18 protein-coding genes and 2 tRNA genes are annotated in these 15,124 nt (G+C 71.7%); 12 read left to right on the top strand and 8 right to left on the bottom strand.

The window, feature by feature from the left end; translation table 11 throughout:
- Positions 1–33: 33 nt before the first annotated feature.
- Both DGO_RS13630 and DGO_RS13635 read right to left on the bottom strand, forming a co-directional pair.
- The gene (locus tag DGO_RS13630) at positions 34–471 is read right to left on the bottom strand and encodes a response regulator (RefSeq protein ID WP_014686097.1); all 438 of its coding nucleotides are present in this window, start codon (positions 469–471) and stop codon (positions 34–36) included.
- On the bottom strand, positions 458–2,065 hold the full coding sequence (locus DGO_RS13635) for a sensor histidine kinase (RefSeq protein WP_050920818.1): 1,608 nt from the start codon (positions 2,063–2,065) through the stop codon (positions 458–460). The genes DGO_RS13630 and DGO_RS13635 overlap by 14 nt, the downstream gene beginning before the upstream one ends.
- A gap of 75 nt (positions 2,066–2,140) precedes the next feature.
- Between DGO_RS13635 and DGO_RS13640 the strand changes: the two genes are divergently transcribed.
- On the top strand, positions 2,141–3,622 hold the full coding sequence (locus DGO_RS13640) for a potassium/proton antiporter (RefSeq protein ID WP_014686099.1): 1,482 nt from the start codon (positions 2,141–2,143) through the stop codon (positions 3,620–3,622).
- Between the two features lie 71 nt (positions 3,623–3,693).
- Positions 3,694–4,920: a serine hydroxymethyltransferase gene (gene glyA, locus DGO_RS13645; protein ID WP_014686100.1), complete on the top strand. Its 1,227-nt coding sequence runs from the start codon at positions 3,694–3,696 to the stop codon at positions 4,918–4,920.
- A 52-nt stretch (positions 4,921–4,972) separates the two neighbouring features.
- On the opposite strand, the gene DGO_RS13650 is transcribed toward glyA, so the two are convergent.
- On the bottom strand, positions 4,973–5,287 hold the full coding sequence (locus tag DGO_RS13650) for a hypothetical protein (protein WP_014686101.1): 315 nt from the start codon (positions 5,285–5,287) through the stop codon (positions 4,973–4,975).
- Positions 5,288–5,321: 34 nt separating this feature from the next.
- On the opposite strand from DGO_RS13650, the gene DGO_RS13655 reads away from it, so the two are divergent.
- Positions 5,322–5,555, top strand: coding sequence for a hypothetical protein (locus tag DGO_RS13655; protein ID WP_043802499.1), 234 nt, complete (start codon positions 5,322–5,324; stop codon positions 5,553–5,555).
- A 14-nt stretch (positions 5,556–5,569) separates the two neighbouring features.
- Here DGO_RS13655 and DGO_RS13660 read toward each other — a convergent pair whose 3' ends face one another.
- From DGO_RS13660 to DGO_RS13675, 4 genes are all read right to left on the bottom strand, one after another.
- Entirely contained in the window at positions 5,570–6,172 is a 603-nt protein-coding gene (locus DGO_RS13660) for a response regulator transcription factor (RefSeq protein ID WP_014686102.1), read from the bottom strand.
- Positions 6,169–7,296 carry a sensor histidine kinase gene (locus DGO_RS13665; RefSeq protein WP_014686103.1) on the bottom strand — a complete coding sequence of 376 codons (1,128 nt, stop codon included), beginning with the start codon at positions 7,294–7,296 and terminating at the stop codon, positions 6,169–6,171. The genes DGO_RS13660 and DGO_RS13665 overlap by 4 nt, the downstream gene beginning before the upstream one ends.
- A gap of 71 nt (positions 7,297–7,367) precedes the next feature.
- Positions 7,368–8,189 carry an ABC transporter permease gene (locus tag DGO_RS13670; protein WP_014686104.1) on the bottom strand — a complete coding sequence of 274 codons (822 nt, stop codon included), beginning with the start codon at positions 8,187–8,189 and terminating at the stop codon, positions 7,368–7,370.
- A gap of 71 nt (positions 8,190–8,260) precedes the next feature.
- A complete protein-coding gene (locus DGO_RS13675; RefSeq protein ID WP_014686105.1) occupies positions 8,261–9,178 on the bottom strand; it encodes an ABC transporter ATP-binding protein in 918 nt (305 codons plus the stop codon).
- A 132-nt stretch (positions 9,179–9,310) separates the two neighbouring features.
- On the opposite strand from DGO_RS13675, the gene DGO_RS13680 reads away from it, so the two are divergent.
- From DGO_RS13680 to queC, 9 genes are all read left to right on the top strand, one after another.
- Positions 9,311–9,934 (top strand): hypothetical protein, encoded by a 624-nt coding sequence (locus DGO_RS13680; RefSeq protein ID WP_014686107.1) that lies wholly within the window; start codon positions 9,311–9,313, stop codon positions 9,932–9,934.
- Between the two features lie 2 nt (positions 9,935–9,936).
- On the top strand, positions 9,937–10,710 hold the full coding sequence (locus DGO_RS13685; RefSeq protein WP_014686108.1) for a metallophosphoesterase: 774 nt from the start codon (positions 9,937–9,939) through the stop codon (positions 10,708–10,710).
- Positions 10,711–10,805: 95 nt separating this feature from the next.
- A tRNA-Asp gene (locus DGO_RS13690) sits at positions 10,806–10,881 on the top strand.
- 18 nt (positions 10,882–10,899) lie between these two features.
- Positions 10,900–10,975 (top strand) — tRNA-Phe (locus tag DGO_RS13695).
- A gap of 111 nt (positions 10,976–11,086) precedes the next feature.
- Complete coding sequence (locus DGO_RS13700; protein WP_014686109.1) at positions 11,087–11,638, top strand: hypothetical protein; 552 nt, start codon at positions 11,087–11,089, stop codon at positions 11,636–11,638.
- Positions 11,639–11,824: 186 nt separating this feature from the next.
- Positions 11,825–12,319, top strand: coding sequence for a preQ(1) synthase (gene queF / locus DGO_RS13705; RefSeq protein ID WP_083847300.1), 495 nt, complete (start codon positions 11,825–11,827; stop codon positions 12,317–12,319).
- Positions 12,319–12,729 carry a 6-pyruvoyl trahydropterin synthase family protein gene (locus DGO_RS13710; RefSeq protein WP_014686111.1) on the top strand — a complete coding sequence of 137 codons (411 nt, stop codon included), beginning with the start codon at positions 12,319–12,321 and terminating at the stop codon, positions 12,727–12,729. Before queF ends, DGO_RS13710 begins: the two co-directional genes overlap by 1 nt.
- Positions 12,726–13,418 (top strand): 7-carboxy-7-deazaguanine synthase QueE, encoded by a 693-nt coding sequence (locus tag DGO_RS13715; RefSeq protein WP_014686112.1) that lies wholly within the window; start codon positions 12,726–12,728, stop codon positions 13,416–13,418. The genes DGO_RS13710 and DGO_RS13715 overlap by 4 nt, the downstream gene beginning before the upstream one ends.
- A gap of 11 nt (positions 13,419–13,429) precedes the next feature.
- Positions 13,430–14,125, top strand: a complete 696-nt coding sequence (gene queC, locus DGO_RS13720; RefSeq protein WP_014686113.1) for a 7-cyano-7-deazaguanine synthase QueC — start codon at positions 13,430–13,432, stop codon at positions 14,123–14,125.
- Positions 14,126–14,158: 33 nt separating this feature from the next.
- Here the strand turns inward: queC and DGO_RS13725 are convergent, their stop codons facing one another.
- The gene (locus DGO_RS13725; RefSeq protein WP_043802502.1) at positions 14,159–15,061 is read right to left on the bottom strand and encodes a DMT family transporter; all 903 of its coding nucleotides are present in this window, start codon (positions 15,059–15,061) and stop codon (positions 14,159–14,161) included.
- Positions 15,062–15,124 lie beyond the last annotated feature (63 nt).

A 15,124-nucleotide genomic window follows, 5' to 3' on the forward strand; every position in this document is an offset into this window, starting at 1 on the left:
CCCGGCGCGCGTTCCGGGTGCCTGGACGCCCGGTCAGGGCCGCTCCCGGGGGGGCAGGGCGGCCGCCCCGAACCAGAACGACTCGAAGGACTTGATGACTTCGATGAATTCGCTGATGGTCACGGGCTTGGGAATGTAGGCGTTGGCGTGCAGGTTGTAGCTGCGCCAGATGTCGCTCTCGGCGCGCGAGGTGGTCAGGACGATCACCGGGATGCGCCGCAGGGTCTCGTCCTCCTTGAGGATGTCCAGCGCCTCCAGGCCGCTCATGCGCGGCATGTTCAGGTCCATCAGGACCACGTCGGGCACCGGGGCCTGCGCGTGGGCACCCTCGCGGCGCAAGAAGGCCAGCGCCTCGATGCCGTCGCGCGCCACGTGCAGGCGATGAGGGAAATCGGCCTCGTCGAACGCTTCTTCGGTCAGCAGGATGTCGGCCGGGTTGTCCTCGACCAGCAGGATTTCAATGGCTCTCATGAGGCAGGTCTCCGGAGGGGGGGGCCGCGCCGCTCGGGGCGTCGGGCAGGCTAAAGGAGAAGATACTGCCTTCGCCCGGCACGCTGTCCACCCAGACCTCGCCGCCGTGGTGCTCGGCCGCGCTGCGCGTCACGGCCAGCCCGATGCCGCTGCCCTCGTAGGCGTCGTTGGCGTGCAGCCGCTCGAAGACCCCGAAGATGCGCCCGAAATACTGCGGCTCGATGCCGATGCCGTTGTCGGCCACCGACACCACCCAGCGCCCGGCCTCGCGCCGCGCCCTCACCCTCACGTGCGGGGCGCGGTCCGGCGCGCGGAACTTCAGGGCGTTGGTCAGCAGGTTCTGGAGCATGTGGCGCAGCAGCTCGGCGCTGCCCTGCACGGTCGGCAGCGGCCCCAGCTCGACCACGGCCCCCGTCTCCGCGACCTTGGTCTCCAGGTCGCCCACGATCTGCGCACTCAGCTCGGCGAGGTCCACCGGGGCGCGCACGGGCTTGGCGCTGCGCACCCGCGAAAAGGCCAGCAGGTCCTGGATGAGGTTTTTCAGGCGCTGCGTGGCCGAGATGGTGAAGGCGATGTACTGGTCGGCCCGCGCGTCGAGCTGGCCGCCGTAGCGCCGCGCGAGCAGTTCGGTGTAGCTGCCGATGGTCCGCAGGGGCTCTTGCAGGTCGTGCGAGGCGACGTAGGCGAAGCGTTCGAGTTCGCGGTTGCTGCGCGACAGGTTCACGTTGCTCTCGCGCAGGGCCTCGCCCGCCTCGGCCAGTGCCCGCTCGCGTTCCTGGACCGCCTGGGCCATGCCCACGAACTGCCCGCCCAGCACGTCGAGTTCGCGCACCCCGGTCCGGGTCAGCGGCCGGCCGTAGTGTCCGGCCGCCAGCGCCTCGACCCCACGCGTGAAGTCCTGCACCCCGCGCGAGACGGTGCGGGCCGAACGCCGCGAGGCCCACACCAGCAGCGCCGCGCACAGCAGCGCCCCCACCGGCGCGCCCCACTGCACGGCGCGCAGGGTCCGGCGGCTCCGGTCCAGGGCCGCCGCGAGCCGCCGGTTCTCGTTCTCGACCATGACCCCCAGGCGCTCGCGGGCCTGCGCCAGTTGCCGGCGCCCGCTGCCCTCCGCGACCAGCGCGGCCGCTCCGGCCAGCGAGCGCCGCCGGGCCGCGATCTCCTGCGCGGCGGTGCCGGTGGCCCAGGCCTGCACCTCGGCATTCAGGCTCTCCAGGTTGCCGAGCTGCCGGGCCGTGGCCGCCTGGCCGCGCAGGCGACCGACATCCCGCGTGAACGACGCCCGCGCGCGCGCGTAGGGTTCCAGATAGCTGTCGTCGCCGGTGATCACGAAGCCGCGCTGGCTGTTCTCCAGGTTCACGATGTCGCTTTCGAGCGAGCGGATCAGGCCCAGCCGGGTCTGGGAGCCCGTGACCTCCTGCACGCTCTGGCCGTTGACCTGCGCGCCGTACAGGGCCGCCGCCGCGAGCAGCACCAGCAGCAGGACGGGGGCCAGCAGCGGTCCCAGGATCAGGCCCGAGAGCGTGGCCCCGCGCGGCCGTCCTCCGGCCACGGACAGGAGGGGCGGCGCGGGCGGGGGGACAGCGGCAGACATGGCGGCTCCGATTGTAGGCCACAGCGGCAAATTGGCCGGCCGGTCATGAGGCGCGGGCATGCGACCATAGACCATATGGGCGAAGTACATGCGGAACCGTATCTCCTGGTGGTCGGCGTTCTGCTGATCGCCAGTCTGGTGGTCAGCCGGTTGGGGGGGCGGCTCGGGATTCCGGGGCTGCTGCTGTTCCTGGGCGTGGGGATGGTCGCGGGGTCCGACGGCCTGGGCATTCAGTTTCACGACTACGCCCTGGCACAGACCCTGGGCATCGTGGCGCTGTGTTTCATCCTGTTTCAGGGCGGCCTGGACACGAGCTGGGCGCACACCCGGCCCGTGGTGCGCCGGGGCCTGAGCCTGGCGACGGTCGGCGTGCTGGTCACGGCCGGGGTCATGGCGACGTTCGTCCACTTGGCGTTCGGCTGGCCCTGGCTCACAGCCTGGCTGCTGGGCGCGGTGGTCAGCTCGACCGACGCGAGCGCCGTGTTCTCGGTCCTCAAGGAGCGGGCCCTGGGCCTCAAGGGCGACGTGGCCCCGCTGCTCGAATTCGAGTCGGGCGGCAACGACCCGATGGCCGTGTTCCTGACGGTCGGGCTGCTCGAACTCATCGGGCATCCGGGCATGGGCGTGCTGGAGATCGTGCCGCTGTTCCTGCGCGAGATGCTGCTGGGCGCGCTGCTGGGCGTGCTGCTGGGGCGCGCGGCGCTGTGGCTGCTCAACCGGCTGCAACTCCAGTTCGAGGGCCTGTACTCGGTCCTGAGCCTCGCGCTGGCCCTGACCATCTTCAGCGGCACGGCCGTGCTGGGCGGCAGCGGTTTCCTGGCGATCTACATCGCGGGCGTCATCCTGGGCAACGCCGACTTCATCCACAAGCGCAGCCTGATCTCGTTTCACGACGGGCTGTCGTGGCTCATGCAGGTGGCGATGTTCCTCACGCTGGGGCTGCTCGTCAACCCGCGCGAGCTGCTGCCGACCGCCGGGCTGGCGCTGGCCTGCGCCCTGATGCTCGTGTTCGTGGCCCGGCCCCTGAGCGTGTACCTCAGCCTCGCGCGCGCCAGGATGCCCCTGAACGAGAAGAGCATGGTCGCCTGGGTGGGGCTGCGCGGGGCCGTGCCCATCGTGCTGGCGACGTTTCCGCTGCTGGCCGGGGTGCCCGAGGCCCAGACGCTGTTCAACATCGTCTTTTTCATCGTGCTGACCAGCGTGCTGCTCCAGGGGACCACCCTGGGCCTGGTGGCGCGCTGGCTGGGCGTGCGTCAGGCGCTGCCGCTGCGCACCGCCTACCCCATCACCTACACGCCCACCGGCCAGGGCAAGGGCGGCATGGTCGAGGTGGACGTGCGCGGGGGCAGCGAGGCCGACGGCGCGCGCATCGTGGACCTGCACCTGCCCCCCGAGGCGCTGGTCATCCTGATCCACCGCGCGGGCGAGTTCCTGATCCCGAAGGGAGCCACCGAGCTTCAGGCCGGTGACAGCGTGCTGGTGCTGGCGCAGGCCGGCGACCTCGGGGACGTGCGGCACAAGCTGGGCGGCGAGGTGCGCCCGGGCCAGCTGCCCTGAAGTCGCCCGGACGTCTGACCTGCAAAGACACCCCCACCTCGGCTCCGGGGCGGGGGTGTTACCGTGAGGGCATGACGACCGCCGAGAACCCCGCCCGTGTCCGGGACACGGCCATTTTCGACCTGATCGCGCAGGAGGGAGAGCGCCAGCGCGTCGGGCTGGAACTGATCGCCTCGGAGAACTTCACCTCGGCGGCGGTGCGCGAGGCCCAGGGCAGCGTGCTGACCAACAAGTACGCCGAGGGCTACCCCGGCAAGCGCTGGTACGGCGGCTGTGAGGTTGTCGATCAGGTCGAGCAGCTCGCCATCGACCGCGTGAAGGAACTGTTCGGGGCCGCGTGGGCCAACGTGCAGCCGCACTCGGGCAGCAGCGCCAACCTCGCCGTGTACAACGCCCTGATCGAGCCGGGTTCGACCGTGCTGGGCATGGACCTGTCGCACGGCGGGCACCTCACGCACGGCAACCCCGTGAACTTCTCGGGCCTGCGCTACCAGATCGTGGGCTACAAGGTCAGCCCCGACACCGAGCGCCTGGACATGGACGAGGTGCGCCGCCTCGCCCACGAGCACCAGCCCAAGATGATCATCGCGGGGGCCAGCGCCTACAGCCGCCACATCGACTTCGCGGCCTTCCGCGAGATCGCCGACGAGGTGGGGGCCATCCTGTTCGCGGACATCGCGCACATCGCGGGTCTGGTCGCGGCGGGCGAGCATCCCAACGCGCTGCCCCACGCCCACGTGGTCGCCAGCACCACCCACAAGACCCTGCGTGGCCCGCGCGGCGGCATCATCCTGAGCAACGACACCGAGCTGGGCGCGAAGATCGACCGCGCCGTGTTCCCCGGCTACCAGGGCGGGCCGCTCGAACACGTCATCGCCGGCAAGGCGGTGGCCTTCGGCGAGGCGCTGCAACCCGAGTTCAAGGCCTACGCCAAGCAGGTCATCAAGAACGCGCAGGCGCTCGCGGCGGCCTTCGAGGCGCGCGGCTACCGTGTGGTGTCGGGCGGCACCGACAACCACCTGCTCGTCCTCGACCTGCGCGCCCAGGGCCTGAACGGTACCAAGGCGACCCGGCGCCTGGACGGCAACTCCATCACCATCTCCAAGTCCACGCTGCCCTACGACACCGAGAAGATCATGCACGGCGGCGGCATCCGCCTGGGCACGCCCGCCGTCACCACGCGTGGCATGGTCGAGGCCGACATGGACACCATCGCCGGCCTGATCGACCGCGCCCTGAAGGAAGAAGACGTGAAGGCCGAGGTACACGCCTTCGCCGGGGGCTTCCGGCTGCCCTGAGCCTGCGGGCGGGCGGCGGCAGGCTGGGGTCCTATACCCCAGCCTGCCGCTTTCACATCACGACGTCCAGGCCGCTCAGACACTCCTCGGCGATCGCGCGGGCCAGCGGGTCGCGGGTGCTGCGGGCGTAGCTCACGCCGACATGCAGGTGCTCCTGGCCCGTCGCGTCGCCCACCAGCGAGAGGGTCTGGTAGAAGGCCAGATGGACGTGCGCGAGCAGGATGTCGCGGGTGCGCTCAGGGGGCAGGTCACGCAGCCGCCGCAGGGCGTCGCCGTAGGCCAGCGTGGCGCGGCGCTGGTCGCCCTCGACCGCCCACTCGCGGCCGAGTTGCAGGTCACGGGCGGCGCTGAGATAGGCCGGTCTCATACGCCCGATTCTAGCCCGCTCTACTGTCCGGGGCATGGACGGCTGGCTGGCAGTGGCCTGCCTGTGGCTCGCGGGCGCAGGCTGGGGCGCGCAGGTCTCGGGGCGCGGCGTGACGGCCGCTGGCCTGGCCCTGACCACGCTGCTGGGTGGGGCCGGTCTCGCGCTGGCCATCCGCGCCTTCCTGGCCGGCCACGACCTGCCGCTCGTGCTGGGCAGCGTGGGCGCGTTGGGGGCGGCGGCGCTGCTGGTGTTCACCCGCCGGGAGTGATGCCCGCCAACCCCTTACAGCCAGCCCTTCTCGCGCGCCCGCCGGGCCGCCTCCACGCGGTTCTCGGCCCCGAGCTTGCCGATGGCCTCGGAGAGGTAGTTGCGCACCGTGCCCTCCGAGAGGCCCAGGCCGGCGGCGATGGCCGAGGTGCTCGCCCCGCCCTCGGCCGCGCCGAGCACCTGCCGCTCGCGCTCGGTCAGGGGGCTGGGATCGGCCCAGGCCTCACCCGCCAGCGCGGGGTCGATGGCGCGCCCGCCCGCGTGCACCTGCCGGATGGCCTGCGCGAGTTCGGCGGCCGGCGCGTCCTTGAGCAGGTAGCCGCGCGCCCCGACCTCCAGCGCGCGGCGCAGGTAGCCCCCCCGCGCGAAGGTCGTCACGATGATCACGCGCACCTCCGGCAGCTCGGCGCGCAGCCGCTCGGCCAGGTCCAGGCCGCTGCGCCGGGGCATCTCGATGTCGGTCACGAGCACGTCGGGGCGCAGGGTACGGGCCAGCGACAGCGCCTCGTCGCCGTCGGCGGCGGCCCCCACGACCTCCAGGCCCGGCTCCAGCGACAGCAGCGCCGTCAGCGCGCCGCGCACGAGGGCCTGATCCTCGGCCAGCAGCACGCGGATCATGCCCGCACCGCCGCCGGGGCCGCCGGAACGGGCCGCCCGGCCAGGACCGGAAACTGCGCGCGCAGCCGCGTGCCGCCCCGGCCGTCGCGCTCCAGCGTGCCGCCGATGGCCCGCACCCGCTCACGCATACCGGTCAGGCCGCTGCCCTCGGGGGCCTGGCCGCCCACCCCGTCGTCGCGGATCTCCAGCACGTAGCCGCGCGGCCCGGCCTCCACCTTCACCTGGACCTCGTGGGCGCGGGCGTGGCGCACCACGTTGGTCACGGCCTCGCGCAGCAGCATGGCGGCCGTCGCCTCGACCTCGCGGGGCAGCTCGGGCAGGGGGCCGCCGACCCTCAGCGCCACCCCCGCCGTGTCCAGGGCGACCTTCGCGCGGGCGAGTTCGGCGGTCAGCCCGCTGCCCTGATAACCGCGCACCGCCGCGCGCACCTCGTGCAGCGCCTCGCGGCTGATGCGCTCGACCTCGCGGATCTCGGCGGCGGCCTGCGCGGGGGCGCGCTCGGCGAGGCGGCTCGCCAGTTCGCTTTTCAGCACGATCACGCTCAGGGTATGGCCCAGCAGGTCATGCAGGTCGCGGGCGATGCGCTCGCGTTCGGCCTCGGCGGCCAGGCGCTCCTGCTCGCGCTGCAACTGGGCCACGCGGGCCTGGGCGACGTGACGCAGAAATCCGGCGTGGTTGGCGTAGGCCGTGACCAGCGTGAACACCATGTTGACGACGATCCAGGGCAGGTCGTCCAGGCCGTACTGCCCGCTCCACAGCGGCAGCGCCATGACCAGCGCGGCGAGCAGGCTGCCCCACAGCGCCACGTAGGCGCGCGACTGGTAGCCCACCAGGGCGCCGGCATACACCAGAAAGGCCGAGGCCCCGCCGTCGCTCAGCCGGAAGGTCACCCCGTAGGCGAGCAGCGCCCCGACCCAGCCGATCAGCGACCAGTACTCCCGGCCCTCGCGGCCCCGGCGAAAGACCAGCACGTACAGCACGACGAACCCGGCGAGGACGGCCCAGAACAGCGCCGTCTCGCCGGGCGGATGTGCCCGCTGCACGAAACCCGAGACCGGATAGGCCAGGAACATCAGCCAGAAGAGCGGAAACAGCTCCCAGAATCGGCGCGGCATGCTGGACATCAGGGACCTCCGGAGGGCGGCGAAAGGGGCGGCGAGGCCACGCGCGGCCCCCCGCCCATCATGCACCCGCACTAGCTTTCCCGGCTCTCGTCGCGCCGCAGCCCCCACACCGCCAGCAGGCCGAACACGGTCCCGAAGGCCAGCAGCGCCAGCCAGTGCCCCGGCTCCTGGGCGCTCTGGCCCGCCACGGTCCCGACGCCGATCTGGCCCAGGTGGTAGGCGGGCAGCCAGGGCGCGAGGCTGCGCACGAAGGCGGGCAGGGTCCCGAAGGGCACGAACAGCCCCGAGGCGAAGGCCATGATGACGCTCACGAGCTGCGCCGTGATCTGCGCGGCCTGCGGGTTGGCGAGAAAGCCCACCGCCAGCCCCAGGGCGATCAGGGGCACCATGCCCAGCAGCAGCTTGCCCAGGGTGAGCAGCGCCAGCCCCGCACCGAAGGTCACGCCGCCCGCGAAATGCGCGAAGGCGTAGAGCGCCGCGAGGGCGAGGGTACTGAACAGCAGGGCCGCGAGCACCTTGGCCGCGAAGAACAGCCCGGCAGGCATGGGCGAGGCCCGCAGCAGGCGCAGCCAGCCCCCGACCCGCTCGACCGCGATGCCCGACCCGAAGCTGAACAGGGCGAGGCTCAGCAGCGAGTAGATGCCGAAGCGCACCAGGATGATCTGCCCGACGTTCACGCCGCCGTCCGTGACCTCGCGCACGGCGGGCAGGCCGAACAGGGCGAAGAACAGGATGGGAAAGCCGATGGTCCCGACCGCGAACATGGGGTTGCGCAGCATCCGGCGCAGTTCGGCCAGCGTGAGCTGCGTCAGGGCGGGCCACAGGGGGGCGGTGCGGCCGGCGGCGGGCAGGGGCAGGTCGGCGGGCAGGGACAGGTCGCTGAGCTGGGTCATGGCAGGGCTCCTCGGAAGCTGGACGGAGAGGGCGGGGAACTTCGGGGCGGAGGGCTTCAGGGCAGGAATCTTCAGGCCTGGGCGCCTGCGGACTGGGAGGCCGGGGCAGGACCAGGCCGCGTCAGGGTCAGGAAGGCGTCTTCGAGGGTGGCGCGCGTGACTTCGAGGCCCCGCAGGTCGGTGCCGGCCAGGAACAGCGCGCGCAGGGTGGCCTCGGGGGCGCGGCTGCGCAGCTCGGCGTGCCCGGCGGCGTCCACCTGCGCCTCTTCGACGCCGGGCAGGGCGCGCAGCTCGGCGAGCACGAGGTCGGAGACGAAGCGCACCCGCGCGCCCCCCACCCCGGCGCGCAGGGTGTCCGGCGTGCCGTCGGCCAGGATCTGCCCGCCGTTCATGACGACCACGCGGTCGGCGGCGCGCTCGGCTTCTTCGAGGTAGTGGGTGGTGAGCAGCACGGTGCGGCCCTCGCCGCGCAGGCGCGATACCGCCTCCCAGAAGGCGATGCGGCTGCCCGCGTCCATCCCCGTGGTCGGCTCGTCGATGAGCAGTACCGCCGGGTTGCCCACCACCGCCAGGGCGAAGGCCAGCCGCCGCTTCTGACCGCCCGAGAGCGCCCCGGCGCGCCGCCCGGCGAGGCTGGTCAGGTCGGCCAGGGCGAGCGCCTGCTCTACCGCCAGCGGCTGCGGGTAGAAGCTGGCGAACAGGTGCACGGCCTCGCGGACGGTCAGCGCCAGTGGAATCGCGCTTTCCTGCGGCATGGCCCCCACCTGCGAGCGCACGCCGGGGCGCTGCGGGTCGCCGCCCAGCACGCGCACCTCGCCGCGCGTGGGCCGCGCCAGCCCCAGCAGCAGCGAGATGGCGGTCGTCTTGCCCGCGCCGTTGGGCCCCAGCAGCGCCGTCAGTTCGCCTGGGCGCACCTCCAGCGTCAGGCCCCGCAGCGCCTGCACTGCCCCGAAGGTCTTGTCTACGCCCCGCAGCTCTATCGCGTTCATGGCCTCATGGTGCCCGCCGGCCGGCGCGCGGCCCAGTGCGCGCTGTCAGGCGGCCGGGGTGACAAGTGTCATGCGGGGGGCACGCCCGTGCCCCGACCCTCCCGCGCCCCGCCAACCCGCTAGACTCGCCCCATGGCCGACCTTGACCGCGTGCGCGGGGCGCTGCGCGCCAGCATGACCGCCTGGGCCACCCTGGAAGTCCGGGGTGACCAGGCCCGCGTGATCCCCGCTCCCGACCTCGACACCCTGGCCGCCCACCTCGAACAGGCCGACCCGACCTGGGGCCTGACCTGGGGCTGCGACGCCGCCTCGCCCTACGTGGTGCGCGCCCTGCTCAGTGCGGGCGGCGTGTCGCGCGGCGGCCTGGGCAGCGGCCCGACCCTGCACGACGCCCGGCTCGCGGCCCTGGCCGACACCGCGCGGCTCTACGGCGTGGGTGCGGGCGGCGAGGGCCACTGGGTCGAATACGACCCCGAAGACGGCCCCAACACCGCCGACCTCGACGCCGACCTGGGCGAGGCCGACCTGGACGGCGGCGGCCCGGCCCCCGTCGCCCGTGCGGCCACGCTGCCCCCCGAACCGCCCCGCGATCCGCAGATGGACAAGGCCCGGCGGCACATCGAGGACCTCATCGAGCAGCTCAAGGCGGCCGGCAAGAGCGGCGCGGCCACCCGCGTGCTGCTGCGCGGCTACGGTGAGACCCTCGAGGAGAGCCGCGCCATCTACAAAGAGCTTCAGGCCATCTTGCGCGGCTAGCCATGCACAAGCTGATCGCCATCGGGGACGTGCACGCCGACTTCGGGCTGCTGTGGGACGCGCTGCGCGCCGCGAGCTGCGTGGACGCGCAGGGCCGCCCCACCCCGCCCGTCCTTTCGGGGCTGTACCAGGTCATCCTGATCGGCGACCTCGTGCACCCCAAAAGCGCCGAGGGCTACGCGCGCCTGATCGGGGCCGATTCCTTCGACCCGCGCGACGAGACCCACCTGCTCCAGGCGGCGCGCGAACAGGTGCGCGAGCTCGAACGCCTGCGCGCCTATCAGGAAGCCGCGCCCCACGCGATCCACATCGTGCTGGGCAACCACGACGACGCGGTGCTCAACCCCCACTTCGTGCTGGGCACGAACGGAGGCCTGCGCCACATTGAGTTCGATCCCGAGCGCGGCGGCGTGATGCTCCCGCCTCAGCTGCACACCTGGATGAGCGGTTTTCCGCGCGAGCTTCGGGTCGGGGACGTGCAGTTCGCCCACGTGTCTCCCCTGCCCGCGCACCTGCATTACGACGACCTGTTCTATGCCGACCACAGCTCCAAGCGCTGGTTTCGCGAGACGCCCGAATACGTGCAGATGGCGGGCCTGCGCTTCGGGGTCTACGGGCACACCCAGCCCGGCGGCGGCATCCTCTTTCACCACGACGATGCGGGCGAGCTGAGTTTCGCCATGATTGACGCCCTTCAGGAGCGCGAGTATCTGGAGGTCATGTACGACGCCGCCGAAGCCGGGCAACTGCGCAGTGTCTGCGCCGTGCCCTTCTGAGCGGCGGCGGACCAGCGCGCGGCCGTGTTGACAACTGTGGGATGCGCGGCTATCCTTAACCCCGCTGCTTTTCGGAGTGGCGAAACCACCAGACTGGTCCGGTAGTGTAGCGGTTAGCATATCTGCCTGTCACGCAGAAGGTCGCGGGTTCAAATCCCGTCCGGACCGCCAAGTCCCCCTCGGGGGCAAGGCTAGGTAGCTCAGCTGGTAGAGCAAACGATTGAAAATCGTTGGGTCGCCGGTTCAAGTCCGGCCCTGGCCACCAAGATCAACCCCCGTCCATCCGGCGGGGGTTTTTTCTGTGTTCCGTCTCCCCCAGCGGGGGCGCGGCACAGATTCGCCGCGCGGTCCAGGGGCCAGGTGTCACGATGTGACCATGAAACCTGCCGCGCGACTGCTCCCGGCTGCCGTCCTGATGGGCAGCGTCCTGCTCTGCCCGGCCCAGGCGCAGGGCATCAAGGCCATCAACAAGAATCTGGGCTATCTGGTCCAGAAAGACCCCATCACCGACGTGAACACCAGCTACGTGATCCTGCTGGAGGTCAACGATCTGGACGGCAATACCGGACTGCGCCTGCGCTGCGACGACGACGGCAAGCCGAACGTCTGGGGCAGCTTCGCCGGTAAGAACGAGATCGTGCCTCCGGACCCGGACGGCACGGACCACCACCTCTGGCCGGACGTGATCGTGCGCCTGGGCAACGACGCGCCGTTCACCGTGCCCGACAAGGATCTGTACAGCATCACCGACGACTCCAGGTCCATCGGCCTCGACGGCACCTCCTTCGACCGGATCGTGACGGGTCTCCTCGCCGGCAAGCGGGTGGTGCTGCGGTTTACGGGCGACCACCTGCGCCAACCCCTGACCTACACCTTCTCGGCCCAGGGTTTCGGCTCGGCCTGGCAGGCCGTGAAAGCCTGCAGGTAGACCCGGCCTGGACCCGGCCCGCCCCCGTCTCCCGGCGGGGGCTTGTCCGTGCTGCCCATGCCACGTTGTCCCGCCGCCCAGACCTGATAATGTCCAGCGCCGCCACAAGGCGCACATTCTTCATGCCGGACGACCTGTCTCGTCGTCCCGGTCGCCCCACAGGCGACTGCCCCGAGGAGCCCCACCATGACCATTCAGGACCAGAACCGCCCCGCCCAGAGCCAGGACCAGAACGGCTGCGCCCCCGCCAATCCCGGCTTCGACCGCCGCTACGACGTGCAGGGCCTCGACGCCATCGACGTGGCCGTACTGGGCACCTTCCCCAACGTGCGCGACGACGATCCCGTGCGCTACCCCGGCGAGCCGATGCAGGTCGAGATCGTGACCGACGAGTTCAGCCCGGTATGCCCCTGGAGCGGCCTGCCGGACTTCGGGCGGCTGGAGATCAAGTACCTGCCGCGCGCGAGCTGCGTGGAACTCAAGAGCCTGAAGTACTACCTCACGAGCTACCGCTTCGTGGGCATCTACCACGAGCACGCCACCCGGCGCGTGCTGGCCGATCTGGTGGCGCTGCTCGACCCGCTGAGCATGGAGATCCGCTGCGACTACGGCATGCGCGGCGGCCTGAACACCATCTGCACCGTGCGTTACGTGGCCCCCGACCACACCCCGGCCCGCTGATGCCCTGGCGACTGGCGACCGAGTTCACCTTCGACTCGGCGCACACCATCGTGGGCTACGACGGCCCCTGCGGGCGGCTGCACGGCCACACCTACCGCGTGCGGCTGGAGCTGACCAGCGACCGGCTGCGGCCCAGCGCGCACGTGAAGCGCCACATCATGGTCGCGGACTTCAAGACCCTGAAGTGGGCCAAGAAGGATGTGGACGCGGGTGGCCTGGACCACGCCTACCTCAACGACCTGCCGGAACTGGGCGACGACACGACGGCCGAGGTGATCGCCGCGTACATCCACCGCCACACGATGGCGCGCGTGCGGGCCGACCTGCCGGGGGGGGACGACGGTGCCGACCTGAAGTTGCGCGTGACGCTGTGGGAGACGCCCGACAGCAGCTGCGAGTACTGGGAGTGAAGTACCCCGTCTACGAGCGCTTCTATACCTGGCAGGGCGAGGGCGTACACCTGGGGCGCGCGGCGTACTTCATCCGGCTGTACGGCTGCCCGCAGGCCTGTCCGTGGTGCGACAGTGCCGGCACCTGGCACCGCGATTACCGTCCCGAAGGCGTGACCCTGATGTCGGCCGAGGAGCTGGCGCAGGCTGTGCGCGCCGAGAGCCCGGACGGCGCCTTCGTGGTCGTCACAGGGGGCGAGCCGATCCTGTTCGACCTCGCGCCGCTGACCGGCGCCCTGCACGCCCTGGGCCGCCGGGTGCACATCGAGACGAGTGGCATCGCGCCCCTGCGCGGCGATCTGGACTGGGTGACGCTCTCGCCCAAACCCTTCGGCCAGTGGCCGCTGCCGGAGGTGGTCGCCCGCGCCGACGAGGTCAAGCTCATCGTGCACGAGCCGGGCGACATCCGTGCCGGGCTGGAGACGCTGGAAGGCCTGCGAAAGGACGCCGTGCTCTGGCTGCACCCCGAGTGGAGTAAGGCCCGCGAGCGCGACGCCGGGGTGCTGAACGCCATCACGGAGGCCGTGAAGGACGATCCGCGCCTGCGGGCCGGCTACCAGATGCACAAGCTCTACCGCGCCGACGACCTCGACGTCCGCAGCGACAAGCGCCTCATTCCCCTGGGCGGGAATCCGGGGCTGGGGTACTGAAAGGAACCGACATGATCGACATGCAAAAACGCGCCGTGGTGCTGCTCTCGGGCGGGCTGGACTCCAGCACCGTGCTGGGCCTGACCGTGCGCGAGGGCTACGCCTGCACGGCCCTCTCCTTCCGCTACGGGCAGCGGCACACCGTCGAGCTGGAACGCGCCGCGACCATCGCCCGACAGTTCGGTTCCGACCACCGCGTCATCGACATCAATATCGGCTCGTTCGGCGGCAGCGCCCTGACCGACGAGGCGATGGACGTGCCCACCGGGGGCACCCAGGACGGCGTGATTCCGCCGACCTACGTGCCGGGGCGCAACACGGTGTTCATCGCGGTGGCCCTGAGCCTCGCAGAGGCCATCGGCGCCGAGCGGGTCTGCCTGGGCATCAACGCGGTGGACTACAGCGGCTACCCCGACTGCCGCCCGGAGTACCTCGCGGCCTATCAGACCCTCGCCGACCTCGCCAGCAAGGCGGGGCTGGAGGGACGCGGCGCGGTACTCACGGCGCCCCTGCTGGCCATGTCGAAGGTGGACATCGTGCGCGCGGCGCTGGACGTCGGCGTGCCCATCGGGGAGACCTGGAGCTGCTACCAGGGCGGCAAGGAGCCTTGCGGCGTGTGCGACTCCTGCATGATCCGCGACAAGGCGCTGGCCGAGGCCGGACACCCGGAGCTGACCGGCCCGGCCTCGCCCTACCACCAGGGCTGAGCGGGGCGTTGAGGGCCGCTGCCGGAGCGGCCCTCAACGCTCTGGGGCTGGAGCGGGCAGTTCGGCGTGCGGGGCCTCGTCGCCCCGCGTGCTCAGGATCGTCGCGCCCACGACCAGCAGTCCCCCCAGCAGCCCCCGCACCCCCACTTGCTCGCCGATGAGCACGAAGCTGAAGGCCGTGGCCGCGACCGGCTCCAGGGTGTAGACCAGACTCGCCTCGGCGGCGCTGACGTGACGCTGGCCGACCGTCTGGAGCAGTGTGGTCAGGGCGGTCGCCACCACACCGAGGTACAGCAGCGGGCCCCACGCCCCCGGCGGAGGCAGCAGACGCCCCGGCTCGGCTACCGCCGCCCAGACCAGCGCCAGGCCCGCGACCGCCAGCACTTGCGCCAGCGTGAAGGGCAACGGCGCGTGGTTGCGGGCCACCTTTTCCAGCGTGACGATGAAGCCCGCGTAGGTCACGGCGCAGGCCAGCGCCCACAGGTCGCCCACCACCAACCGCCCCCCTTCCCAGGAGAGCAGGGCCAGTCCGGCCACCGCCAGCGGCAGGGCGGCCCACAGCACGGCCGGAATTCGGCGGCGCTGCGCGGCCACCAGCCATAGAGGCACGAGCACCACGCTCAGGGCCGTGAAGAAGGCGGCGCGGTTGGCCCCGGTGGTCTGGAGGGCGACCGTCTGGGTGCCGTACCCGGCGATGAGCCACGCCCCGAGCAGCAGGCCATCGCGCCACAGCGGCGAAGCCGGGGCCACAGCGGGCCGGGCCGGGCGCAGCAGCAGGGCCGCCGGCAACAGGGCCAGCGCCGCGATCAGAAAGCGCCACGCGATGAGCACCGCCGGGGGCAGGACCTCGCCAAGCTGCTTGACCACCGCGAAGGTGCTGCCCCAGACCGCCGTCACGAGGATGAGAAGAAGCAGGCCGCGCAGACGGGAGGTCATCCCGAACCCAGGCGGAAGACGCGGAGACACTTCAGGTCGGACACGTCGAGAATTGTACGGAGC

Source organism: Deinococcus gobiensis I-0 (genome assembly GCF_000252445.1).
GTDB classification, from domain to species: Bacteria; Deinococcota; Deinococci; order Deinococcales; family Deinococcaceae; genus Deinococcus; species Deinococcus gobiensis.